Annotated in this window: 23 protein-coding genes; 13 read left to right on the top strand and 10 right to left on the bottom strand. The window is 39.2% G+C overall.

The window, feature by feature from the left end; all coding sequences use genetic code 11:
• Nucleotides 1–50 precede the first annotated feature (50 nt).
• Nucleotides 51–671, top strand: coding sequence for a threonine export protein RhtC (gene rhtC / locus RFW85_RS14190; RefSeq protein ID WP_170249660.1), 621 nt, complete (start codon nucleotides 51–53; stop codon nucleotides 669–671).
• A gap of 41 nt (nucleotides 672–712) precedes the next feature.
• Here the strand turns inward: rhtC and RFW85_RS14195 are convergent, their stop codons facing one another.
• From RFW85_RS14195 to RFW85_RS14220, 6 genes are all read right to left on the bottom strand, one after another.
• A complete protein-coding gene (locus tag RFW85_RS14195) occupies nucleotides 713–1,000 on the bottom strand; it encodes a PA4642 family protein (protein ID WP_002121755.1) in 288 nt (95 codons plus the stop codon).
• Nucleotides 1,001–1,083: 83 nt separating this feature from the next.
• Complete coding sequence (minE, locus tag RFW85_RS14200) at nucleotides 1,084–1,356, bottom strand: cell division topological specificity factor MinE (protein WP_000896934.1); 273 nt, start codon at nucleotides 1,354–1,356, stop codon at nucleotides 1,084–1,086.
• A gap of 2 nt (nucleotides 1,357–1,358) precedes the next feature.
• Nucleotides 1,359–2,171: a septum site-determining protein MinD gene (gene minD / locus RFW85_RS14205; RefSeq protein WP_002121719.1), complete on the bottom strand. Its 813-nt coding sequence runs from the start codon at nucleotides 2,169–2,171 to the stop codon at nucleotides 1,359–1,361.
• A 66-nt stretch (nucleotides 2,172–2,237) separates the two neighbouring features.
• Nucleotides 2,238–2,966 (bottom strand): septum site-determining protein MinC, encoded by a 729-nt coding sequence (gene minC, locus RFW85_RS14210; RefSeq protein ID WP_005075304.1) that lies wholly within the window; start codon nucleotides 2,964–2,966, stop codon nucleotides 2,238–2,240.
• Nucleotides 2,967–3,086: 120 nt separating this feature from the next.
• Complete coding sequence (locus RFW85_RS14215) at nucleotides 3,087–4,133, bottom strand: preprotein translocase subunit SecA (protein WP_170249659.1); 1,047 nt, start codon at nucleotides 4,131–4,133, stop codon at nucleotides 3,087–3,089.
• Between the two features lie 16 nt (nucleotides 4,134–4,149).
• On the bottom strand, nucleotides 4,150–5,076 hold the full coding sequence (locus tag RFW85_RS14220) for an acyltransferase (RefSeq protein ID WP_069035915.1): 927 nt from the start codon (nucleotides 5,074–5,076) through the stop codon (nucleotides 4,150–4,152).
• 246 nt (nucleotides 5,077–5,322) lie between these two features.
• Here RFW85_RS14220 and RFW85_RS14225 point away from each other — a divergent pair, with 246 nt between their 5' ends.
• From RFW85_RS14225 to RFW85_RS14270, 10 genes are all read left to right on the top strand, one after another.
• Nucleotides 5,323–5,976, top strand: a complete 654-nt coding sequence (locus tag RFW85_RS14225; RefSeq protein ID WP_005070886.1) for an OmpA family lipoprotein — start codon at nucleotides 5,323–5,325, stop codon at nucleotides 5,974–5,976.
• A gap of 193 nt (nucleotides 5,977–6,169) precedes the next feature.
• Nucleotides 6,170–8,209 (top strand): UvrD-helicase domain-containing protein, encoded by a 2,040-nt coding sequence (locus tag RFW85_RS14230; RefSeq protein ID WP_005070868.1) that lies wholly within the window; start codon nucleotides 6,170–6,172, stop codon nucleotides 8,207–8,209.
• 24 nt (nucleotides 8,210–8,233) lie between these two features.
• Complete coding sequence (gene dut, locus RFW85_RS14235) at nucleotides 8,234–8,686, top strand: dUTP diphosphatase (protein ID WP_002121799.1); 453 nt, start codon at nucleotides 8,234–8,236, stop codon at nucleotides 8,684–8,686.
• A gap of 199 nt (nucleotides 8,687–8,885) precedes the next feature.
• Nucleotides 8,886–10,304 (top strand): phosphomannomutase/phosphoglucomutase, encoded by a 1,419-nt coding sequence (locus RFW85_RS14240; protein ID WP_086400215.1) that lies wholly within the window; start codon nucleotides 8,886–8,888, stop codon nucleotides 10,302–10,304.
• A gap of 15 nt (nucleotides 10,305–10,319) precedes the next feature.
• Nucleotides 10,320–11,225: an acetylglutamate kinase gene (gene argB, locus RFW85_RS14245; protein ID WP_002121716.1), complete on the top strand. Its 906-nt coding sequence runs from the start codon at nucleotides 10,320–10,322 to the stop codon at nucleotides 11,223–11,225.
• Nucleotides 11,226–11,347: 122 nt separating this feature from the next.
• Nucleotides 11,348–12,130 (top strand): GNAT family N-acetyltransferase, encoded by a 783-nt coding sequence (locus RFW85_RS14250; protein WP_002121744.1) that lies wholly within the window; start codon nucleotides 11,348–11,350, stop codon nucleotides 12,128–12,130.
• Nucleotides 12,131–12,238: 108 nt separating this feature from the next.
• On the top strand, nucleotides 12,239–13,087 hold the full coding sequence (locus RFW85_RS14255) for a class II glutamine amidotransferase (protein WP_170249665.1): 849 nt from the start codon (nucleotides 12,239–12,241) through the stop codon (nucleotides 13,085–13,087).
• A gap of 251 nt (nucleotides 13,088–13,338) precedes the next feature.
• Nucleotides 13,339–13,794 carry a bacteriohemerythrin gene (locus RFW85_RS14260; protein ID WP_170249658.1) on the top strand — a complete coding sequence of 152 codons (456 nt, stop codon included), beginning with the start codon at nucleotides 13,339–13,341 and terminating at the stop codon, nucleotides 13,792–13,794.
• Between the two features lie 153 nt (nucleotides 13,795–13,947).
• On the top strand, nucleotides 13,948–15,015 hold the full coding sequence (locus tag RFW85_RS14265) for a hypothetical protein (protein WP_170249657.1): 1,068 nt from the start codon (nucleotides 13,948–13,950) through the stop codon (nucleotides 15,013–15,015).
• A complete protein-coding gene (locus RFW85_RS14270) occupies nucleotides 15,015–15,329 on the top strand; it encodes an RnfH family protein (RefSeq protein ID WP_170249656.1) in 315 nt (104 codons plus the stop codon). Before RFW85_RS14265 ends, RFW85_RS14270 begins: the two co-directional genes overlap by 1 nt.
• Before the next feature lie 64 nt (nucleotides 15,330–15,393).
• Here RFW85_RS14270 and RFW85_RS14275 read toward each other — a convergent pair whose 3' ends face one another.
• On the bottom strand, nucleotides 15,394–15,792 hold the full coding sequence (locus RFW85_RS14275) for an outer membrane protein assembly factor BamE (RefSeq protein WP_002121740.1): 399 nt from the start codon (nucleotides 15,790–15,792) through the stop codon (nucleotides 15,394–15,396).
• 111 nt (nucleotides 15,793–15,903) lie between these two features.
• Between RFW85_RS14275 and fur the strand changes: the two genes are divergently transcribed.
• A complete protein-coding gene (fur, locus tag RFW85_RS14280) occupies nucleotides 15,904–16,341 on the top strand; it encodes a ferric iron uptake transcriptional regulator (RefSeq protein ID WP_016141990.1) in 438 nt (145 codons plus the stop codon).
• 69 nt (nucleotides 16,342–16,410) lie between these two features.
• On the opposite strand, the gene RFW85_RS14285 is transcribed toward fur, so the two are convergent.
• A complete protein-coding gene (locus RFW85_RS14285; RefSeq protein ID WP_032037409.1) occupies nucleotides 16,411–17,529 on the bottom strand; it encodes a PilT/PilU family type 4a pilus ATPase in 1,119 nt (372 codons plus the stop codon).
• Nucleotides 17,530–17,548: 19 nt separating this feature from the next.
• On the bottom strand, nucleotides 17,549–18,586 hold the full coding sequence (locus RFW85_RS14290; RefSeq protein WP_002121749.1) for a type IV pilus twitching motility protein PilT: 1,038 nt from the start codon (nucleotides 18,584–18,586) through the stop codon (nucleotides 17,549–17,551).
• Between the two features lie 126 nt (nucleotides 18,587–18,712).
• On the opposite strand from RFW85_RS14290, the gene RFW85_RS14295 reads away from it, so the two are divergent.
• Nucleotides 18,713–19,405 carry a YggS family pyridoxal phosphate-dependent enzyme gene (locus RFW85_RS14295; RefSeq protein WP_130127841.1) on the top strand — a complete coding sequence of 231 codons (693 nt, stop codon included), beginning with the start codon at nucleotides 18,713–18,715 and terminating at the stop codon, nucleotides 19,403–19,405.
• A gap of 200 nt (nucleotides 19,406–19,605) precedes the next feature.
• Here the strand turns inward: RFW85_RS14295 and RFW85_RS14300 are convergent, their stop codons facing one another.
• Nucleotides 19,606–23,202 carry an AAA family ATPase gene (locus tag RFW85_RS14300; RefSeq protein ID WP_309171627.1) on the bottom strand — a complete coding sequence of 1,199 codons (3,597 nt, stop codon included), beginning with the start codon at nucleotides 23,200–23,202 and terminating at the stop codon, nucleotides 19,606–19,608.
• Nucleotides 23,203–23,207: the final 5 nt, after the last annotated feature.

Here is a 23,207-nt window from a genome sequence, read left to right on the forward strand (position 1 = left end):
TGATTTATGAAAGAGATCTAAATAACAATGAATTAAATCAGGAGGAAGATATGTTATTAGCTCTGATTACTTTAGCCTTTATTCACTTTTGCGCACTTATCACTCCTGGGCCTGATTTTTTTCTTGTATCTCAAACCGCCATTAGTCGTTCTCGTAAAGACGCTATGCTGGTCGTTGCTGGTATAACGGCGGGTGTTATGTTTTGGGCGTGCTTGGCGCTGATGGGGCTAAATCTTATCTTTGAAAAAATGGCTTGGTTAAAGCAAGGGTTGCTTATTGCTGGTGGCTTATATCTATGTTGGTTGGGCTATCAGATGCTACGTTCAGCTTTTTCAAAAAATGAGCAAGAGAGCAATGTTGCTGTTGAGCTCCCTAAAGCACCTTACTTATTTTTTATAAAAGGTCTAATAACTAATCTATCAAATCCGAAAGCTGTTATTTATTTTGGTAGTGTTTTCTCTTTATTTTTAGCTAATCCTCAACTTGATCAAGTTCACTGGCTACTCTTTATTATTGTCACAATCGAGACAATTTTATGGTTCTGCTTTGTGACTTTTATTTTTTCATTACCAAGTTTTAGAGCAGCTTATCGTAATTTTTCAAAATGGATTGATGGTATTTCTGGCGGTATTTTTACCGTATTTGGTATTTTCCTGATTGGTAATCGATAAGTTTAGATAAGAAAAAAGCCTCTTTTAGAGGCTTTTTATTTTTAAGCAAACTTTGCTAGAACTTCTAAAAATGGTGCCGATTGACGCGGAAACTTAGCAATCACGTCATGAATGCGTTGGCCTTCAGGGTCTTTGGCATTAATATCGCGTCCATCCGCAATAAATTGCGTTAAAAGACGCTCATAGTCTGTTGGGCGCATATGTTTGAATGCATGGTAGAGCACATGAAAATCTGCATTCACGCCACTTGGAGGAAGTTGGTTGAGGTAGGCAAAAACACGCTCATCGGACCATTCTTCATTGAAAGTTGCTGGCTGTGATAATGCCATGACAATCTCCTCATTTTAAAAAAGGCAAAATAACTTGCGTTATTTTGCCTTGATTCTGATTTATTGAATAGTCAGAAATAGAATTATCGTTCTTCAGGTAAATTGATATTCATTTCTAACATTTCGATATTAGCTTCAGAGCGAACTTGCATTTGGATATGCTGTTCACCTACACCGCTAACATAACGACTAACCACTTGCATGATTTCTTTTTTCATCTGATCAATTTTGTCTTGGCTTAAACGGCGGCCTAAACCTTGTTCAGAAGCAACAATAACTTTCAAACGATCTTTGGCAGTTTGAGCACTTGATGGTTTTTCTTCGCTGCTAAATAATTTACTCCAGAATCCTGCCATATCTACGCTCCAAATAGTCGTGCTAACCAGCCTTTAGGTTGAGCTGTGATGTGTCGATAAGGACGGTCTTCGCCAAGGAAGCGTGCAACCAAATCATCATACCCCTGACCAGCTTTAGTTTCTGAATACAGAATAACTGGCTTACCTTCGTTTGATGCTTGTAATACACTTGGACATTCTGGAATAACACCTAATGTCGGTACGCGTAAAATATCTTTAGAAATATCATCAATTGTCAGCATTTCCTGACGGTCAGCACGTTCCGGGTTAAAACGTGTAATACATAAATGTTTACGTATACGCCCTTCGTTGTGTTCAACTTTCTTGGTTTTGCTATCTAACATACCAATAATACGGTCAGAGTCACGTACTGAAGAGATTTCAGGGTTTGTTACAATGATTGCTTCATCTGCATGATACATGGCTAAAATCGCGCCACGCTCGATCCCTGCAGGTGAGTCACAAATGATGTAATCAAATTCTTGAGATAGCTCATCAATAACACGAGCAACACCTTCGTCGCTCAACGCATCTTTATCACGTGTTTGTGAAGCCGGTAAAATATAAAGGTTTTCGATATCTTTATCGCGAATAAGGGCTTGCTGCAGACGTGCTTCGTTATTAATAACATTAACAAAATCATAAACAACACGACGCTCACAACCCATAATCAAATCAAGGTTACGTAAGCCTACATCAAAATCAATCACAACAGTTTTATGACCACGAAGGGCTAAACCTGTTGCAAAAGATGCGCTCGTTGTAGTTTTACCTACACCACCTTTGCCTGATGTTACGACAACAATTTTGGCCACCGAATCCACTCCTATTATGGTCATACACCCTTAAAAGGGCTGTTTTTTGGTGATTTGCTTAATAAATTAAAGTTCTAGAGCTTCAAATTCAAGCTCTTGCTTTTCATTTAAATAAATATGTACTGGTTTTTTTACCACATGTTTAGGGATATCATCTGCGACACAATACGTTCCGGCAATGGAAACGAGCTCAGCCTCTAAAGATTGGCAAAAAATGCGTGCAGCTGCGTGCCCGCCCGCACCAGCAATGACTCTACCACGAACTGTGCCATAAATATGTATATTTCCTGAAGCGATCACCTCGGAACCACTATTCATGCCAGCCTTTAAAATAATATCGCCGTTATCTTGTACAAGGGATTGGCCTGTACGCAAAATTTCATCATGATAAGAGGTAATATGAGCGACCGCTATCTTGTTTAGTGGTTTTTTTGTTTCTGCTGAAGACGAGGCAGGAGCTGTAGCAGGTTTTTCCACAATAGCCACTTGTTCAGCTGTCGCTTTAATGCGTTGTAATGGTTGATCTGCGGGTAAAACAGGGAATTGAATAGCGCGAGCCTCATCTCCTAAAATACCGTCGATTACCGCCATTGGTTGTAAACCTAAGCTCACCAGAAGTTGAATCAATGCAATTAACTCTTGCTCAACTGTACTGTCAATAATCACTAAAGTTCCTTGATAGGAACCTTCATTTAAAATATTTGATAATTGCTGGCGGATCACATCATGATCATTGGTATCGAAGGTTATCCTGCTAAAGTTAACCATTCTGCCGGTAATCCGTATATCAGCCATAAGTCTTCCTTCAAGGCGTTAAACGAGCTGTAATATCGTTAAGTTTATTGTAAATAGGGCAAATGCTAGAACAATTCGTGCCAATTCTCTAGCGTGATTCATAAAAAATTAAATAAATGCTTATTCTTTGATTCGATCATACTCCGCAAGGGTTTGTTGCCATTGTTTGACCTTGACTTGTTTACGTACAGACTCCAGTGTCTCGAACACGACAGATTCAACCAATTGCTCAAGCTGACGATTATTAATATTGATTTCACTTACTCTTTGAGAAATTAATTGATAAGTAGGGTTCGGACTATTTGGTGAGCCCTCAATTAAAGGTTCAATTAAACCTGCACTAATATTTTCACCTAATCTTTGACCAATGCTTTGAATTTGCTGTTCAATGCGGCCCCCGACTAAAGGAATTAAGCGTAATAATTGAGTTAGCTCAGGCGTATCAATAATGGCTTGATCTACAATTTTGCCCACACCTTTTGTAATGGCAGGCTTTTGTTCTTTTAAAGCGGTGGCTAAAGATTCTTGTAATAATGCGGTTAGAGCGACAGTAAATTGCTCACGATGATGATTAACCAAATCATGAATAATCTGTTTATGACTAGAACTGGTTTCAAGTTCATATCTAATACCATCAATCACGGTAATTACAACGCGGTCAGATAATTCTTCCATTACGACACGATAATAAAATAGCCCAGTTTTCCGCCAGCTTCCCGGAACAACTGGATAGCCCAACTCATGTAAACGGTAAGCAATAATCCCAGCGCGGAATAAACGTAAAAAACGGAGCTGAGGAATAATAGCTAAAATTTCATACCAGTGAATAAAAGGAAAAAAGAACCAACGCTTATGGTGTTTGTTGATGATCGCAATAGCCCAGCGTACAAGCAGCTCAATAATTAAAAAACCAATAAACCAAGCTTCTGATGTAATCACCCACGGATGTAGTGAAGTACGATAAAAGCTGAGTACTTGGGGCAAGTGAATATGTTCGAAGAACCATGCCCCAATACTGCTCATTAAAAAGAAATTAGTCGCAAGACAGAACAAGTTAAAAATGATAATAAACACCATGAAAATGTCGTAGACCAAAAACAGCTTAAATGAAAGGCTGTTTGGGTCTACATGATGGTATTTCGTTTTTTTCCCAGAACTGTTTTGCATAATAACGGGTGCTTTCTTAAATATTTGCAGTGGTATATTGAGATTTCATTTGCTCAATAAGTTGATCTTTTTCGGTCCAAATGTCATGAACCCATTGCTGAAAACGTTCACGATAAGCCGCATCATCTTCATAATTGCCGCCAAGCACCCACTCTGGAATTTCAATTTTACGTAAGTTAACCGCAATTTTTGAAACATCTCCGAGCCAGAAATCACTATATCCCGGTACACCATCAGGATAGACGATAGTCATATCAACTAGGGCATCGATTTTGTCACCCAAGATATTTAATGCAAGTGCTAAGCCACCTGCTTTGGGTTTTAGCAAATGCTTATAAGGTGATTTTTGCTGATCATGTTTTTCTTGAGTAAAACGAGTCCCTTCCAGATAATTTAATAATGTGAAGGGCTGACTTAAAAGCTGCTCACAGGCTTTACGCGCTTCCATCATGTCACGGTCTTTAAGTTCAGGATTCTTCGCGATCTGTTCTTTGGTGTGACGTTTCATCATTGGGAAGCCTAAAATCTTAAATGCTTGACCAACAAAAGGAATAAAGATGAGTTCCCATTTAGTAAAGAAACGGGTGAGTGGCATACGTGTTAAACCAAAATATTGATTTACAGTCGTGTCTACCCAACTTTGGTGATTACAAGTCATTAGATAACGACCTTGCATATTCAGATCAAGTCCTTCATCAATGGTAATGTCCCATTTTAGATTAGGAAGAACATGGTCAATTAGCCAATTATTTACCCCTAACCAGCTATTTGTAATTTGAATATTAGTTTCATCTATTTTTGATGATTTCTTTAAAAGCTTGGTCAGACCTAATGCAAGAACAGGGGGACCATGAAAAAAAGTACTTCCTGTAATGACTGTACCTACAGTGAGTCCACGTGTAATTTTTTTTAGCGCAGATTGTTTATTGGGTGCAGTTGGCATATAAATGACCCCGAATGTCTCAAATCCATAGAAAAGTTGTTCAACTATAACTGTCATAATATGAAATACAACGATATCTTAGACAACAATGAAGAAATTGTGATGAGGTTGCATCTTAAAGTGCATCAAAATATTACAAAAAAGTAACTAAACTGTTTATTATTAACAAAATATCAATGTTTTATACTTCCTTTTTGTTTCATTATTCATTCAGACAACAAAACACACAAAGTGAGGAGGCATGCAATGCGTGCATTAGTTATTTCAACAGTGGTAGGGGCAGCAGTAGTACTTTCTGGTTGTCAAACAACTGGTAATAATCTTGGTGGCGTTGAATACGATAAAGCCGCATTAGGTACTTTAATTGGTGCAGCAGCTGGTTATGGTATTTCTAAATCAAATGCAAACTCTAGCCGTCAAAACAACCGTGCTGCGGCAATTGGTGCAGTTCTTGGTGCTGCTGGTGGTGTATATCTTGACCAGAAAGAGAAAAAATTACGTCAACAAATGGCGGGTACTGGTGTAGACGTTGGCCGTAACCCAGATGGTTCTGTTCAATTGATCATGCCTGGTAGCATTACTTTCGATACAAACAAATCAAATATCAAGCCAAACTTCTACGCAACTTTAAACAAAGTGGCTCAAACTTTGGCTGAAGATAACAAGAGTGCAATTCTTGTAACTGGTTATACTGATAACACTGGTAATGATTCAATTAACATTCCATTATCACAAGCACGCGCTCAATCAGTACGTAGTTATTTAGCGAGCCAAGGCGTATCTGCTAGCCGTATCGACGCGCAAGGTTATGGTTCATCTAACCCGATCGCAGATAACTCAACTGCATCTGGCCGTGAACAAAACCGTCGTGTAGAAATCAGCATTTATGCAAAACAATAAGATCTAGTTGATTGTTTCAAAAACCACCTTCGGGTGGTTTTTTTATGGATGCAGTACAAGAAATAATCACGACATTCTGCGGCGCATAAATTGCATTATTAGACATCATTTATACATATCCGTAGATTTACTATTGGGATTCTAAAAAAGAGATGACTATAATCATGCTCGAAAAATTAAGAGGTAATACACGATGTCATCTGCCAGTCAATTGAACAACAAGCAAGAAGAAGCCATGAAATATACTCAGGGCCCTTTATTGGTGCTTGCTGGCGCTGGTTCAGGTAAAACATCGGTAATTACGCGTAAAATTGCTTATTTGGTGCAGCATTGCCGTATTCCAGCGCATCGTATAACCGCGATGACCTTCACAAACAAAGCTGCACGTGAAATGAAAGAACGTGTGACCAAGCTTCTGTCACGTGAAGAAGCAAAAGGTCTATCCGTCTCGACCTTCCATACTTTTGGTTTAAACCTTTTACGTTTAGAACTTAAAAATTTACCTTTAAAAGCTAATTTTTCGATTTTAGATGCAGATGACTGTAAACGTATTTTGATGGATCTCATGCATCGTGACAATTTATCGGGTGCAGAGAGTAAAGAATTAATTGCTAAAGCAATGAAGAAAATTTCAGATTGGAAAAACGATCTGATTTTGCCGGAACAAGCACATTCGACTTGTGAAACACCGGAAGATGTCCAGTTTGCTCATCTTTATCAACTTTATGAACGTAATTTACGTGCCTACAATGCTGTCGATTTTGATGACTTGATTGTTATGCCAACACGTTTATTGCAAGAAAATGCAGAAGTACGTGACAAGTGGCAAAACCGCGTTCGCTATTTATTGGTTGATGAATATCAAGATACCAATACGGCCCAATATATTTTGGTCAAACTATTAGTTGGTGTAATGGGGCAGTTCACCGCGGTAGGTGATGATGACCAGTCGATTTACGCATGGCGTGGTGCTAAGCCTGAAAACATGGCATTGCTTAAACAAGACTTCCCAAATCTACATATTATTAAGCTTGAACAAAATTACCGTTCGACCAGCCGTATTTTAAAAGCTGCGAACTGTGTGATTCAAAATAATCCACATATTTTTGACAAGAAATTGTGGAGTGATAAAGGGCATGGGGAAGTCATCCGAATCATCACATGTCGTAATGATGATGATGAAGCAGAACGCGTGGTAAAAGACTTACTGACTCATAAGCTAATGAACGGTAAGAACTGGAAAGATTATGCCGTTTTGTATCGCGGAAACTTTCAGGCACGTGTATTAGAAACCCAACTTCGCCAAATGCAAATTCCGTATAAACTCTCTGGCGGTACATCGTTCTTCGCGCGTGCAGAAATTAAAGATGTAATGAGTTATTTGCGTCTTATTATTAATCCAGAAGATGACAGTGCTTTCTTACGTATTATTAATACACCTAAACGTGCGATTGGCCCAGTTACTCTAGAAAAATTAGGTTTATTTTCACAAGAGAATAATTTGTCTTTACTCGGTGCTTCTGCTGACCAGCGTTTAAGTATGGTGCTGCCTAAAAAGGCGGAAACACAGCTTCATGAATTTGCCGATTTTATCGCGACATTTACTCGTGAATTGTTGGAAGATGATGAGCCTGTGCCTAAAGTCCGTCAAATGATGAATGAAGCAGGTTATATGGATTATGTTCGAGAACAGTCAGCAACACCTGCACAAGAGAAAAGTAAGCTCGATAACATCGAGAACTTATTTACCAGTATTCAAAATCTGATTAATCGTGCTGAAGATGTTGATGAAAAGAATATTGAAAGTGTTATCCGAAAACTAGTTTTGCTCGATCTGTTAGAACAGCAGCAGGAAGAAGAAGATACAGACAAAGTTAACCTTCTTACTTTGCATGCAGCAAAAGGTCTGGAATTCCCATATGTGTACATTATGGGACTTGAAGAAGAACTATTGCCTCACAAGAACTCGATTGCAGCAGAAACCATTGAGGAAGAGCGCCGTCTCATGTATGTGGGAATTACACGTGCACGCCAAGGTTTAACGTTAACTTTAGCGGAACAGCGCAAAAATGGCGGACAGATGAAACAAATGACGCCTAGCCGTTTCCTTGATGAGCTTCCACAAGATGAGCTCGAGTGGTTAGGGCGTAAAAAGAAAATTGCGGCTAATGTTGACCCTAAAGAACAGGCTCAACAATATCTGGCAAATTTAAAAGCTTTATTAAAGCGTTAATTTTTTTAATTTTTAGGAAATCCCATGAAAGTTCAAGTGAAATTGCTCGATCCGCGTTTAGGTAAAGAATGGCCTTTACCTTCATATGCAACAGCAGGTTCAGCGGGTTTAGATTTACGTGCCTGTTTAGATGAAGCAATTGATATTGAACCAGGACAAACTGTTTTAGTTAAAACAGGTATGGCAATTTATATTCATGATGTAAATTTTGCTGGTTTAATTTTACCGCGTTCAGGTTTAGGTCATAAACACGGGATCGTGCTTGGCAACTTAGTTGGTTTGATTGATTCGGATTACCAAGGTGAATTGATGGTTTCCGTTTGGAATCGTGGTCAAACTACATTCCGTTTAGAACCAGGTGAGCGCTTGGCACAGTACGTTTTAGTGCCAGTCGTACAAGCTGAATTTGAGCAAGTAGAAGAATTTGAAGAAACTTTACGTGGTGCTGGTGGCTTTGGTCATACAGGTAAACAGTAAGTTTTTCTAAAATATTAACGAAAATCAAACGCCTGTTGAACAGGCGTTTCTTTTTATATCTTGAATGTTACAATGGATTATATTACAACACGCTTTACTCATATTCTTTTAACTTTTTTAGCAAACAAACCTTTCAAAAATTTTGAATAATCTATGTTTTTGCGATAGATCGAATTGATCTTTAAATAGAAGATACGCTATGAATGTAAGACACTCATTTCCAAAAAGTATTTTTCGTGCTTACGATATTAGAGGCAAACTTTCTTACTTAACCACGGACGTTGTCCGTTCAATTGCCTACGGATTGGCACAACAATACAAACAAGCAAAGCAAACTCAATTAGTGATTGGCTATGATGCCCGTCTCACAAGCCCAGCCTATGCACACTTAATTGAAGAAATTTTAATAGAACAAGGTTTAAAAGTGACTAATATTGGTTGCTGTTCATCACCAATGATGTACTACATTGCACGAGATTTTGGTGGCAATGGCATTATGGTGACAGCAAGCCATAACCCAAAATCTGATAATGGTATTAAGTGGATTTTAAAAGGCGAACCGCCGTCTCCGGAAATGATTCAACAGGTGGGTGAAGAAGCCCAAACTTATGTACCAAGCCATTCAATTTCTGTACTTGAGTTAACCTTACCGCAATTTAAGGCTGAATTTTGCCAGCAATACCAACAAGCCATTTTTAAAGATATTCAGTTAAAACGTCCTTTAAAAGTTGTTTTAGATGGTTTGCATGGTTCAGCTGGGCATTGTTCAAAACTAATCTTAGAAAAAATGGGGTGTGAAGTCATTGCTTTACGCACTAATCCAAATGGAGAGTTTCCAGATCACGCACCAGATCCATCACATGCAGCTCATTTAATTAGCTTGCGAAAAGCCGTGGTCGAGCAGCAGGCTGATATTGGTATTGCTTTGGATGGTGATGGAGACCGTGTTGTTTTAGTTGATGAAAAAGCACAGATATTGACCGCAGACCGCTTATTATCGCTTTTTGCCCAAATGTGCCTTGAGCAGCACCCAGAGCAAGAAATTGTTTTTGATGTGAAATGTTCGCGTATGGTGCAAGAGACCGTCGAGAAACTCGGCGGAAAAGCAAAAATGATCCGCACGGGAAGTAGTTTCCTAAGGGCTTATTTATCTCAGTCGAATGGGCGTGCCATTTTTGGTGGAGAATATGCAGGTCATTATGTGTTTAATGATGGCCGTGGTTTTGGCTACGACGATGGTTTGTATGCTGCATTACGTGTAATGGAGTATTTTACCCAATCTAATGCCGCTACAATTTCTGAGTTATTTGCCCCATATCCAGAAAGATGTTGTACAGAGGATACTTATATTGGTACGTATCAGTCTGATCCAAAGTATGTATTACAAGATATTGAGATTTTAAGTCATCGCTTAGGGGCGCGTATTAGTAAAATTGATGGCGTACGTCTTGATTTTGATGATGGTTTTGGCATTATTCGAGCATCAAATACTGGTGAATACTTTACAGTACGATTTGATGCAGATAATCCTTTACGATTAAAGGAAATCCAGCAAAAATTTGTGGATATGTTACAAGAACACTATCCGCAAATTGCACAAGAACTTTCAGAGGCCTAAGTAAGGAGAGGCGTAATGCCACAACATCAGCATATCGGTGTCGACAAAGCAAAAATCTTGATTGAAGCTTTGCCGTATATTCAACGCTTTACTGGTAAAACGCTGGTGGTGAAATACGGTGGCAACGCAATGACTGATCCGGAGCTTGAAAGTTCATTTGCCCGAGACATCGTTTTACTTAAAACTGTAGGATTAAATCCGATTGTTGTTCACGGTGGTGGGCCACAAGTGGACTCATTCTTAAAGCAGTTAGGCCGTGAATCTGACCGTATTGACGGTATGCGTGTAACTGATGCTGCAACCATGGAAGTGGTTGAAATGGTGTTGGGCGGTAGCGTGAATAAATCAATCGTTAATCTGATTAATAAACACGGTGGACGTGCGATTGGTTTAACAGGTAAAGACGGTAATTTACTTCGTGCCCGCAAATTGCTCATGGAAAAGCAAGAAGAAGATGGTTCTATCAAACATATCGACTTGGGTATGGTTGGTGAAGTGACTGGCGTTAAAACAGATGTATTGGAAATGTTCACCCAAAGTGACTTTATTCCAGTTATTGCACCGCTAGGTGTAGATGAAGAAGGCAATACTTATAATATTAATGCTGACTTAGTTGCAGGTAAGGTTGCAGAAGCATTAGGTGCTGAGAAATTAATTTTGCTCACCAATATTAGCGGTGTGCTTGATGAAAATAAAAATCTGTTAACTGGCCTTACGACACAAGAAGTTGATCGCCTCATTGAAACAGGTGTGATCTATGGCGGCATGATTCCTAAGGTAGGCTGTGCACTTGATGCTGTTAAAGGCGGCGTTGTGAGTGCGCATATTGTTGATGGTCGCGTGCCACATGCCACATTGCTTGAAATCTTCACTGATCACGGTGTTGGAACGCTGATTTCTAATCGTACTAAAACAGCTTAAGAAATCCGTTATTCTTAATAAAAAGATCACCCTAGGTGGTCTTTTTTTATACTATCTTAATTTGGTCATTTTTTTGTCATGAGCTTTGAATAGTGTAGGGGGTGTCACTAGGAGCGTTCATTATGCTGGAAAAATTTAATCAATATCGCCAAACCTGGACTTTACCTTTAAATCGTCATAAAGCAATAAATCAGACGCAATTTCGTTTTGAGTGGGTTGATAATTTAAAAGAATTACAAGATGTACAACGGTTTCGTGCACAACAATTTAGTCAACAATTCGGAATCAAGTTTGAAGATAACTTAGACCAAGATATTTACGATTTTGGTTGTGAGCACGCGGTCTTACGTGAAAAGTGGACTGGAGAAATTGTAGCGTATACGCGTCTAAAACTATTTCAAGGCCACGAAATAGCACAGAGTTACAGTGCACATGAGTTTGATATTGTACCTCAGCTTTCCCATCTTCCAAATGTGTTAGAAATAGGCCGTACTTGTGTACATCCTCGCTTTCGTAATGGTAAAGCGTTATCTATGTTGTGGTTAAACCTTGCACCCAAAGTGCTATGGTCAATGCGTGCTAAATATTTAATGGGCTGTGTCAGTATTCATTTGCAAGATAATTTGGCTAGAGCGTACTACACGCATCGCCAGATTCAGCAGTTACCAGAAAGTAAAACGATTGATATTCGTTCAAAAAAAATCTATGAACCTGAATATCCTGAGTTTAGCTTTCCACAAGATGAACGTATGCCAAAGCTGTTCCAAATGTATTTGAGCATGCAGTCAAAACTATCAAAACAGGCTTTTTTTGATGAAGAGTTTAACTGTTTGGATTATTTTGTATTTCTCGAGGTCAATAAAGTCGCAACCTCATTTGTGATGAATAAAATGGTGCAGCGTTAATCATATTTTCTATTCTGTAATAGCCAGCACATATTGAGATTTGCAAGCACTTTTACTCTCATGCACAATAGAGCAGATGGGATAATTAGAAGTAGTTTAAAAAGCGATATGTGCCAGCTATTAGGAATGAATTGTGCAACACCAACGGATATCACTTTTTCCTTCCGTGGTTTTTCACAGCGTGCAGGAATTACCTCAGATCATAGTGATGGATTTGGCATCGCATTTTTCGAAGATAAGGCGTGCCGTTTATTTGTTGATAACCAATCAGCAGTTGAGTCTCCAATTGCCGATCTCATTCGTAATTATCCTATTAAATCACGTAATGTGATCGCTCATATCCGTAAGGCTACTCAAGGTAAAATTACTTTAGAAAATTCTCATCCCTTTATTCGAGAGTTGTGGGGACGGCATTGGATTTTTGCCCATAATGGCGATTTACATGACTTTAATCCGCCACTAAGTGGACGTTTCACGCCAGTAGGTAATACCGATAGCGAGCGTGCTTTTTGTTATTTGCTTGATCAACTCGTTGAAGCTTTTGGCTATGAAGAACCAAGTCTTGAACAGATATTTGAAGTATTAGAAAAGATTTCTCCGCAAATTGCAGAATACGGCACATTTAATTATTGCCTATCTAATGGCAAAGCATTATTTAGTTATGCCATTACTAAATTACATTGGCTCGTTCGTGAATATCCATTTAATCATGCTCATTTAATTGATTTAGATGTTGAAGTCGATTTTAGTCAGGTAACCACACCTGAAGATCGTGTGGCAGTAATAACAACTGAACCTTTAACACATAATGAAAATTGGACAGCTTATCAACCTGGTGAAATGATTTTATTTCAACATGGTAAACCAATTAAAAAGGCGATTACTTTTGTAGAAAGATTAAAACGTGAACAGGAAAATCCTGAACTAAAACGTATTACGTGCGCAGATCAGTATTAATATAAAATACATTTAAAATATATGAATAAGGATGTTTATATATTTTTATCATTTAATAATAAAATAGTTTGTTTAAAAAATACTTTATTATTTTAGTTGGTTAATTTTAATTAAATAATTTAAAAACAATAACTTGTGTTGAATATAATTTTTATGGGCTAAAGCCGACAAATTAGGTTTGTTTTTATTTATATTCTTTAAATATATCATGCAGTTTATGCAACAATCATTAAGCATCATTGGGGAGATGTATGAAAATGAAATGGGCTTCAGAATATAATACGGGTATTGATGTTATTGATGAACAACATAAACGGATACTTGATTATATTAATGAAATTGATGATGTAAAAGATGATGAAGATAGACGTCGAGTTAAAGATGTATTAGACAATATTATCGATTATACGCAATCACATTTTACTTTCGAAGAAAGTTTGCAAGAGGAAGCTGATTATAAATATCGTGTACCTCATAAACGTGTACATGATTTATTTATTAAAAAAATAGAATTATATCGTGAACGTTTTGAAATGGGTCATACGATTGAATCAGAGTTACAAGAAATTTTGGCTAAATGGTTAATTAACCATATTCAACATGATGATGCCGATTATGTAGGAGCAGTAAAAGAAAATATGATGGGAATTATTAGAGAAAAAGAAAAAAAGAAAGGGAAAAACTGGTTTGCTCGGTTTTTCTCATAACCTGAAATAAAAATAAATCATAATTTCAGTTAGCGCGGCAAACTATCGTTTCGGTAGTTTGCTTTTTTTATTGAGCAAACTTTGATTTTCAAGCATGACACGGGCAAAATATCTCTAGTCTTTTTCAAGGAATGCATAATGCAGGACATACCTATGTCACGATGGTTATCGCCCCTGATGGCGTTTTGCTTATCTTTCATCATTATGGCGACATTGGCACCCACGATGGGCATCCAGATTGATCGTCAACTCGATTTCTGGTTATTGTGGTTAGGCACAATGTTGTTATTGGCACTACCAGTTTGTTATTTGGAAATTGCGTTAGCAAAACGGTCGAAGACTACAGCCTTAAATGCTTTATCAAGTTTAACTCGTGAAGCAGATAGTTCCCCAAAATGGCGTTTGGTTGGCTGGCTTGCGGTTATTTTTATTCCATTTTTAGCAGGTAATGTATTAAGTACTGCTGGCAATTTACTGACTACACAGCTTAATAATAGTGTTTCAGGGCAACTTGTTTTTGCTGGCCTTGCTGTTGTGGCCCTCATTTTATCCCTTATTCCACGTCAGATTTTAATTTTACTGATGACGGTTGGTGTAATTGCTTCTCTTGTTTTAGCTAACACGATGGGAACGACTTTACAGCCTTGGCATTGGACCAATGTTGAGTTTAAAGAGTGGGGTAATGCAACTGTACTTGCACTTGTTGCGAGTGGGCTAGGTTTAGGGCTTTACTGGCAAAATAGTGTAGGTGCTGTTCAGCCACAAGAAGGAGCAACGAAAACTGTTCTTCCAATCTGGTTAGCTCAGCTCATTGCTGTGATTGCCTTCGGTTTCTTTTCTTTACAAGCACAGCTTCCTGTTTTTACTTGGATCTTTACCGCAGTAATGACAACAGCGTTATTTGTCCAATTGGCTAGAGAGCAGCTTGCTCAGCGTCAGCTTATGCCTATTTTACAGTGGGTGATTATTGTTGTAGCAATTGCTGTTTGGGCTGTGCCTGAGCTTCATAATATCTTTACGCTGATTTTGATGCTTTGGGGATTACTCATTTGCTTGATCTATGCCATTTTTGCTGGCTGGATTATGAAAATTAGCCATTTGCGTAAATCTATGAATTTTAGCAATGAGTTGTTTTATAACTTATGGCGCATTGCGGTACGTATTGTATTGCCGCTTTCAATTGTGATTGCCATGATTGCGGTAATTGGACAAATTATCTGATGGAAAAAGCTCAGCAAGTGTGGGTTGCTTATGCAGCTCCAGAGCAACAGTTTTTAGTTGCTATTCCATTTGAAGCTGGTATGACTGCATTACAAGCAGTTGAGATGAGTGGTTTGCAGACACAGGTCAGTTTGCCTGAGCCATTACAACTTGGCATCTTTGGTGCAAAAGTTGAAGCACATGCGATTTTGCAAGCTGGTGATCGAGTTGAGGTTTATCGACCTTTAACGATCAATCCCAAAGATATACGTCGTAAACGCGCTGAGAAAAACCCTGTGGGGCGATATATTAAAAGTAATCGTTTTAAGCAATAAGCCCCATAAACAAAACCCCTCAAAGTATTTCACTTGAGGGGTTTATTTTTATTAGAAAAAACGATTATAGTGGTGGTGCAGTTAAAATCGCTTCTTTAGAAGCAGGTAAACCTGGTTGCGATTCTGGAATAGTTTCTAAACCTTCAATTTTAGTTACAGTACCAGTTCCATCAAAGTAAATTTTTAAATGCTGACCATGTGCTGCGGGGATTTTAGCTTTTTTAGCATAAGTTCCCGGGATATAGTTGTAAATGTAGTCCCAACGTAGAGGATTTAGAGGATCAGTCACTGTTGGACTACCAAGCAAAAAACGCACTTGCTGGAAATTCATGCCGACTTGTACTTGAGAGGCTTGAGCTTTGGTCAATGGAGTCCCTTGAGGAATATCAACCTTATAAACACCAAAGATTGAACAACCAGCAAGGAGTGAAGTGACTAATAACGTCAGCACGAGTTTTTGCATTTTGCTACACTATCCCAATAAATTATGATGCATTTGATCAAAGGATAGATCATACTTCATCTAAATTCTATTGCCTATTCCAACTTGAGATTTGTTGAGAGACCTTTTTTCATGCCTATTTCCAATCAAGATTTGCGCAAAGCTGGACTTAAAGTTACCCTTCCACGAATTAAGATTTTGGAATTATTAGAAAATTCAAAACAACATCATCTTAGCGCTGAAGATATTTACAAGACTTTGTTAGAACAAGGGGAAGATGTCGGCCTTGCGACAGTTTACCGTGTGTTAACACAATTTGAAGCTGCGGGTATCATTCAGCGCCACCATTTTGAAAACAATCATTCTGTTTTTGAAATTATGCAAGAAGATCACCACGATCATTTGGTTTGCCATAATTGCAACAAAGTTATTGAATTTACTAATGATATTATCGAGAAAGAGCAGCATGCTGTAGCAGAGCAACATGGGTTTACCTTAACGGGTCACTCATTAAATCTTTACGGTTACTGTAACGAACCTGAATGTCAGGAAGTGCTGCGCAAGAAATAATCGTTTTCACACAAAGAAAACAAATAAAAAAGGAAGGTTACGTTTAACCTTCCTTTTTTTATGAAGAAATTACTGTCGGTCGAAGGTTAAATGCTGATTTGTGCCTGCAATTTGATCAGGACTTTCTTCGGCAAGCTTAATTGTTAAACGCAAATCGTTTGGTGAGTCGGCATGTTTTAATGCATCTTTGTAGGTAATTTGGCCTGACTTATAAAGATCAAACAGTGCTTGGTCAAAAGTTTGCATACCGAGTTCGCGTGAGCGTTTCATTAAATCTTTAATTTCATGAATTTCGCCTTTGCGAATATAGTCTGAAATTAGTGGTGAGTTAATGAGAATCTCAATCGCTGCACGGCGCGAATTACCATCAGGCGTTGGAATAAGTTGCTGTGCAATCATGGCCTTTAAGTTAAGTGATAAATCCATGTAGAGCTGGCTATGACGGTCACTTTCAAAGAAGTGAATAATACGGTCAAGTGCTTGGTTGGCGTTGTTCGCATGCATTGTGGCTAATACAAGGTGACCTGTTTCGGCGAAGCCAATCGCGTAGTCCATAACTTCACGAGAGCGAATCTCACCAATCAAGATTACATCGGGTGCTTGTCGCAAAGTATTCTTTAAGGCAATTTCGAATGAGTCTGTATCGATCCCGACTTCACGTTGGGTAATGATGCAGCCAGCGTGTTCATGAATAAACTCAATCGGGTCTTCAATGGTAATGATATGACCTTTAGAGTTATGGTTCCGATAGCTAATCATTGAAGCCAAAGATGTCGATTTACCTGTACCTGTTGCTCCTACAAAAATAATGATGCCGCGTTTGGTCATCGATAAATCTTTAAGCACAGGTGGTAATTGCAAGTCATCAATTGAAGGAATTTTAGTTTCAATTCGACGTAATACCATGCCTGGCATGTCGCGTTGCTGAAAAGCACTCACACGAAAGCGGGCAGTTTTATCACGGTTCATAATGGCAAAGTTACATTCACGAGTCTCAGCAAATTCTTTGCGTTGTTTTTCACTCATGATGGAATGTAATAGTTGTCCAATAATTTCGCCTGAAAGACTATTTTTTGAAATGGGAACAATTTGCCCGTTAATCTTCATCGATGGTGCAACGCCATCTGTAATAAAGAGGTCGGATGATTTTTTTTCAACCATAAGGTTGAGTAGGTCATTAAAATCCATATTTATTCTCTAGTTATTTTTATAGGAATGATTCAGGCTGTTTGGCAGCAGTACGAGCTGTTTGAGGGCTGATCACACCGCGAGACACCAGATTTTTTAAGCTTTGGTCGAGGGTGGTCATGCCATGATTTGCGCCAGTCTGAATAGCTGAGTACATTTGCGCGACCTTGTTTTCACGAATTAGGTTACGAATGGCAGGAATACCAATCATGATTTCATGAGCTGCGACACGTCCGCCACCATTCTTTTTAAGCAGGGTTTGTGAAATTACAGCCTGTAATGATTCAGAGAGCATGGCACGAACCATGTCTTTTTCTTCGGCAGGGAATACATCAATCACACGGTCAATGGTTTTCGCAGCAGAAGTGGTATGCAGCGTACCAAACACCAAATGACCTGTTTCGGCAGCAGTAAGCGCTAAACGGATAGTCTCGAGGTCACGCATCTCACCGACCAAAATAATATCTGGGTCTTCACGCAGTGCTGAACGTAGGGCCTCATTAAAGCCGTGTGTATCACGATGCACTTCACGTTGGTTAATCAAACATTTCTTAGATTGGTGTACAAATTCGATAGGGTCTTCAACCGTTAGAATGTGGTCATAACGATTTTCGTTGATGTAGTCCATCATCGCTGCAAGCGTCGTTGATTTACCCGAACCTGTTGGACCTGTCACCAGTACAATCCCGCGAGGATAGTCACAAATGTCTTTAAAGATTTGTCCTAAGCCTAAATCTTCCATGGTGAGTACTTTGGACGGAATGGTACGAAACACTGCACCCGCACCACGGTTTTGGTTAAATGCGTTTACACGGAAACGAGCAACGTTGGGCACTTCAAAAGAAAAGTCGGTTTCGAGTTTTTCTTCGTAGTCACGACGCTGTTTATCATTCATGATGTCGTAGACCAAACGATGAACATCTTTATGATCTAGAGCAGGTAAGTTAATGCGACGGACTTCACCATCAACGCGAATCATTGGTGGCATGCCAGCAGATAGGTGTAAATCGGACGCGCCATTTTTCACAGAGAAGGCGAGTAGCTCTGTAATATCCATAATTTCCCCAAGTAAATCAAAATATGTCATTATTTTGTAGAATAATATACGGCTTTCACCGAGGCTTACCAACACCTCGCTTTAGGTGAAAAGCAAAAAAGTTTTTTGAAAATGAGAACCTTGTCAATGAATTACCTGCAAGATGCGCGTCAGCACGTATTACAGCAAATCCAAAGTGCTTGTGAACATGCTCAACGTGCGCCTGAAACCGTACAACTTTTAGCCGTATCGAAAACACATCCAAGTGAAAGTTTGCGTGAAATGTATGCAGCAGGACAAAGAGCATTTGGCGAAAACTATTTGCAAGAAGCTTTGGAAAAAATCGAAGCTTTACACGATTTAGATATTGAATGGCATTTTATTGGTCATGTTCAACGCAACAAGACGAAGCATTTGGCCGAGAAATTTGATTGGGTACATGGTGTAGATCGTTCAATTATTGCCGAGCGATTATCTAACCAACGTGGCGATGATCAATCTGCGCTTAATATCTGTTTGCAAGTCAATATTGATGGGCAAGACAGTAAAGATGGTTGTGCACCAGATGAAGTTGCCGAGCTGGTTGCTCAAATCAGTCAATTACCAAAAATCAAGTTACGCGGTTTAATGGTCATTCCAGCACCTGACAATACTGCTGCATTTGCAGATGCTAAAGCCTTGTTTGATGCTGTGAAAGACCAACATGCCCACCCACAAGATTGGGATACTTTAAGTATGGGAATGTCGAGTGATTTAGAAGCTGCAATTGCTGCTGGTTCAACCATGGTTCGTGTAGGAACAGCCTTATTTGGTGCTAGAGACTATTCGCAAAAAGGCTGATGTAAGCGATTTCTTACAGAAATTGCGGCCTTTTGCGGCTATGGTAGACAATACTTTTTTCGTACTATGAACTCATCAGGAAACAGGATGTTTCTAAGAATAACAATAAACAGTGATGAATGGATGCATACAGGTACGACAGGAGTTATACCAACGCAGAATCTAAAAAAGCCCCGACAGGATGTCGGGGCTTTTTAGTTTTAACCTACGACTTCAATGGTACTTGCACCCGCGCCGAGTGGTTTTACCTGAATTTGTACAGGAATACGCTCATGCATTTCTTGAATGTGTGAGATGAGAATGACTTGGCGTCCCTGATTTTGCAATTGGTCTAAAGCATTCATCACCATGTGCAAAGAAGAAGCATCTAAAGTACCAAAGCCTTCATCAATAAACAGCGATTCAATTTTCATTGAACCCGAGGCCATATTGGCAATCGCTAAAGACAAGGCAAGCGCTGTTAAGAATGATTCACCGCCAGATAAAGATGCAACAGAGCGGGTTTCTCCATCCATATCGTGGTCAATAATCGCAAGGCTTAAAGACTGATCTAGACGTTTTAGTGTATAACGTTGAGACAGCATCGCCAGTTGCTGGTTGGCGTGTTCAACTAAAATATCTAAGTGATATTGCTGGGCATAGTCGCGGAACTCTTTTCCTTTGGCATCACCAATCAAGCCTGAAATTTTGCTCCAGCGATGTTCTTCTTGCTGAATATTTTGAATTTGCTCGGCATATTGTTGCTGTTTAGCCAGATTTTGCTGATGGACTTCGAGCTTAAGCTTCAGTTGATCACGTACTTCAAGCTGTGCTTTAAGCTCTGCAATATTGTCTTGAATGAGGCTAACAAGCTTTTCATATTCGATATCTGGCTGAGTTTGTAAATGCTCACTTAATTGCTCTTGCATGGTCTTAAGGGCAGAAGAAGCTTCACTTAATAGACGCTCGGCATGATTAAGACGGTTACGAATGTCTTGCTCTTGGGCGGAATTAATTTGCATGAGCGCCGTAAGATCAGAGGCTTGAAAATCAGCATGGGTTTTTAACCAGATTTGAATTTGTTCATGAATCTGCTGCTGGTGCCCCGCAGTGTGTTGATGTTGATGCTTGAGTTGGTCGAGTGATTGTTTTTGCTGTTCAAAGTGTTGTCTGGTTTGTTCGAAACGTTGTTTAGCTTCATGATACGCCGTTTGTTGCTGCTGACGTTTAGCGTCATGCTCAATTAACCATTCATGTGGTTTAATATCCGAGCGACCTGTCATTTGCTGAATGAGCGATACCGCTTTTTCATTATTTTGCTGACCTTTAAGCGTAATCTCTTGGAGATTTTGATCGATCTCATCAATTTGCTTAGTCATTTGCTCAAGGTTGGCAGCTAACATTTTAAGTTCTTGTTGTTGCTGTTCAAAACGCTGTGAAAGCTGTTCTTGTTGCTCAAGTTGCTTAGCACGTACGTCTAAAATTGACCAAGTCTGCTTAGCTGTTTGGCTACTTGCTTGCTGCCATGCGTGCTGTTCGGCTTCAGATAAACACTCAACAATATGTTGAACTTGTTGTTGCCATTGCTGTGCTGTATTAAGCAAACTTTCATTACGCTGAATAGATTGAACGAACTGATTGTGTTGTTTAATCGCTTGGGCTAAACGCACGTTTTCTGAGTCAAATGAACTTATGGCAGTTTGCGAGGCTTGTCTGAGTTCGTTCAGCGTTAGCAAGATTTGTTCAGGAGCTTGATTAAGCTCAATCTGTAACTGATTGAGGTTAAGCGCTTGCTCAAGTTCTTGCTGTAAGTTTGTTTGTTTTGCCTGAAGTTGAGTTAGATATTTCTGAACCTGTTCAAGTTCGGCACGGCACTGATTAAGTGCATGTTGTTGGGTTTGCCACGTATTAAATGTAGTTTGCTCGAGTACAATAGCTTGTTGCTCTTGCTGTTGCTGCAAATCGAATAAAGCTTTGGAAACTGCACTGTCATCCACACGATAGGGATGATGTGTGCTTCCACACACTAAACAAGCTTCACCTTCTTTAAGATTGGCACGTAACTGCTCAATATTTTCGGTGTGTAGTAAACGCTGTTGTTGCAGGATGTGCTGTAACTTTTCACGTTCAGTTTTTGCTGTTTGGTAGTCTTGTTCAGCTAACTGGCAAACAGTTTTAAGCTGCTGCTCTTGGGCTGAGACTTGGGTTTGTTTTTCAGAGAATTGCTGAAGCTCAGCGTATAGCTCATGATAAATTTTAATTTTCTGTTGAATCAGATCTAACTGAGTGATTTGAGCAAGCTTTTGATCTTTGTCTTTACGCTGTTGCTCAAGTTTTAACTCAATTTGTTCAACTGTACCTAGTGAAGCTGTGAGTTGTTCAACTTCACTTTTAGCTTCCGATAGCTTTTGGCGAGCAAGGGTAGGATTACCGAGCTGTTGTTCAATCGTTTGGTAATTTTGAATAAATTGCCCGAGTTGATGCAGATGTGCTGAAAGGCCTTTATCTAATACCGCATATTGCTGAGTCTGGGTAAGTTGTTGTTGTAGATAAACTTGGTTCTGCTCAAGATGTGCAATCTGCTGTTGCACAGTATTTTGCTGTTGTTGCAGTGGACTGAGTTTCTGCTCAAGTACATTTTTCTTTTCTTTGCACTTTTTATATTCATCGGCAATAAAGGCACGTTCTTGAATGGACTGTCGAACTTGATTTAAAGCTTGTTGATGTTGTTGCTCAAAATCGAGTGTCTGTTTGAGCTCTTGTTCTGCGAGTTGATACTGTTTTTGTCTGGTTTCAAAAATTTGCACCAACTCATTAAACTTGGTTTGCACTTGCTGAATTTGCGGCTCAAGTTGTTGTAGCGTTTGTAAATTTTGAGCTTGTTGAAAAACTTGTGGGCGTATTTCAGAGAAAACTTCGAGTCGTTTTAATTGCTCACGCTCACCAGCCAATTGCTGATGGTGATTTTGCTGGGTTTGAAACTGTTGTTGTTTCGCTTGAACCTCTTGCTCAAGTTTTGCTTTACGTTCAAACCATTGTTGCTGTTTGTCTAAAACATTTTTTTGTTGTTCTAACTGTTGATGGTTTTGCTCGGCTTGCTGATATTGTTCGGTAAAAGCCGCAATATCTTCATCAGACAAAATTTCGATATGGCCTAAAAACTCTTCAAGCTGTTTACGCTGCTTTGCAATATCAGCCGTTTTGCGAAAAGCCAGTTCACCAATTTTAGCGAAAATGCTGGAGTTGGTCAGGTACTCAAGTAACTCACCACGCTCGCTGTCTCGTGCTTTTAAAAACGCGGTCACTTCTGACTGGGCAAGTAGTACAGCACGAGTAAACTGTTCAAAAGAAAGCTGGGTAATTTGTTTAACTTTTTCATCAACTGCTTTGGCTTTGTCGGCAAGTACTACACCATCAGTTAGACATTTTAAATGGCGTTGTACGCTTTGTAATTTACCATTTGGGTTTTCACGCGCACGCTTAATTTCCCAGCGTACCAAATAACGTTTTTGATCTTGTGCAATAAAGCAAAGCTCAGCAAAACCATGTCCTGTACCACGGCGTAAGACAGTTAAAGGTGAGTTGGTCAGTAACTCAGAACCATCAACATCTTTTAATTTGCCATCACTGTCTTTCAAGCGAGGTACCCGATTAAACAAAGCCAGACACATGGCATCTAAAATGGTTGACTTACCTGCGCCTGTTTTCCCTACAATTGCAATCAGGCCTGCATGGGCGAGAGGCGCGCTTTCAAAATCAATAAAGTGTTCATCAGAAAGAGATGCCAGATTTTTTATTCGAATGGATAAAATTTTCATGACAT

Origin of the sequence: Acinetobacter sp. 12966, assembly GCF_031196995.1 — a bacterium.
Taxonomy (GTDB): domain Bacteria; phylum Pseudomonadota; class Gammaproteobacteria; order Pseudomonadales; family Moraxellaceae; genus Acinetobacter; species Acinetobacter geminorum.